This is a genomic window from Clostridium guangxiense, assembly GCF_021043395.1.
Lineage (GTDB): Bacteria > Bacillota > Clostridia > Clostridiales > Clostridiaceae > Clostridium_S > Clostridium_S guangxiense.
In genome coordinates, this window is the sequence record NZ_JAJNKE010000095.1 from 1 (window position 1) to 1,609 (window position 1,609).

Below are 1,609 nucleotides of genomic sequence, written 5' to 3' on the forward strand. Positions count from 1 at the left end.
ATATCTTAGGATTTTACGATTTTTCCACCTTAGATTTATGGATTCTTTTTAATGTTACAAGTCACTGTTACTTCGCATTATTTATAAAACCTGTATCATTGCAACAATGACACGTGCACATTCATCTATAAGAACTTCTTTATTCAAATCTGGATTTATATCAAAAACAAGCTCATCTTCAATATTTTCAATAAGAGAATACATCAAAAATGATTGCTCTTTTTCATGTTTTAGTTCAATTCCTGATTTTTTAAGCTGAGCAACAACAGCATCCATCATTATGTTTTTAATACGCTGAAAATACTTCATTACATCATTATCTGTATATACTAGAGACATAAGCTCATCATGATATTTTTTAGGATAAGTAGTATGAAGTTGTATAAAAATATTAAGAATATTCTTTATGGTATTAAAAAGATCTTTGTTTTCCGAAAAATTACCTAGTTCATCAACAATCTGTCCTATATACTCTTGACCATTTTTGTAAAGACATTCAAGAAGTATATTTTTTTTATCTTTAAAATATGCATAAACTGTACCTGTTGAAAGTCCAGCAGTTTTTGCTATTTCCGCTGTGGTTATATTAAAATAACCCTTTTCTATAAAAAGATTGTTGGCTGCTGATATTATTCTTTCTTTTTTCTCTATTGAACGTTTTTGTTTAGGCTCACGGACTGCCTTATCCAACTTTTTCACCTCTAATAGTTTTATAGTTATTTACGTTTTGATTTAATCAACATTTTTAAAATATAGCTTTATTTTAATACAAGAAAAATATGTTGTCAATGAAATATGAAAGTCACTTCATATTTATATTGACATTTAGAAAACATAAAACTATAATATGAACATGAACTAGGTTTCATATTTTGGAGGTGGATATAAAATGAACAAAAAAACTGGTTATATTGGATTTATTGGAATACTTATAGCTGCTTTTCTTGGAGTAATTGATAGTACAATTGTTAATATTGCTCTTCCAAGTATAACGGATTATTTTAAGGTAAGTTTGAATGATACTAGTTGGATAAGTACAATTTATGCTTTAGCATTAGCAGTTTTTATGATTACTGCATCTAAACTTGCAGATCAATTTGGAAGAAAAAAACTAATGGTTATTGGCCTTTTAATTTTTGGAATTAGCTCTGTACTCTGCGGATTTTCTAATTCGTTATTATTTCTTATTGTGATGAGATTTATACAAGGTATTGGAGGAGCTATTATTACACCAATAGTACTTCCAATGGGAATCGAAATTTTTGGAAAAGAAAAGATGCAGATAGTTGTTGGAGCATCTGGTGCTGTAGTTGGTTTGGCAGCTGCAAGTGGACCACCAGTTGGAGGAATTTTAATAAAATATGCGAATTGGCAGTCTGTTTTCTTTGTTAATGTGCCACTTACTGTTATTGCATTAATTTTAATAATGGTTTTTGCAGAAGAATCTTATGATAACACAGTTTCTAAAAATATAGATTGGGTCGGAATGATAATGATAACTGTAAGCCTATTTTGTCTTACTTTTGCACTACTTAAAGACCAGCTAGTAATAGTCAATAGTTTAAAGAAAAAAAGTTAGAAATATTTTTAAAATAAAAAAGTGTATAGC

Annotated in this window: 2 protein-coding genes; one reads left to right on the forward strand and one right to left on the reverse strand. The window is 28.5% G+C overall.

Going from position 1 to position 1,609, the window contains the following annotated elements:
• Positions 1-81: 81 nt before the first annotated feature.
• Entirely contained in the window at positions 82-690 is a 609-nt protein-coding gene (locus LQK79_RS20770) for a TetR/AcrR family transcriptional regulator (protein WP_053243459.1), read from the reverse strand.
• Between the two features lie 199 nt (positions 691-889).
• Here LQK79_RS20770 and LQK79_RS20775 point away from each other — a divergent pair, with 199 nt between their 5' ends.
• Positions 890-1,579, forward strand: coding sequence for an MFS transporter (locus LQK79_RS20775; RefSeq protein WP_231017784.1), 690 nt, complete (start codon positions 890-892; stop codon positions 1,577-1,579).
• The last annotated feature ends 30 nt before the right edge of the window (positions 1,580-1,609 follow it).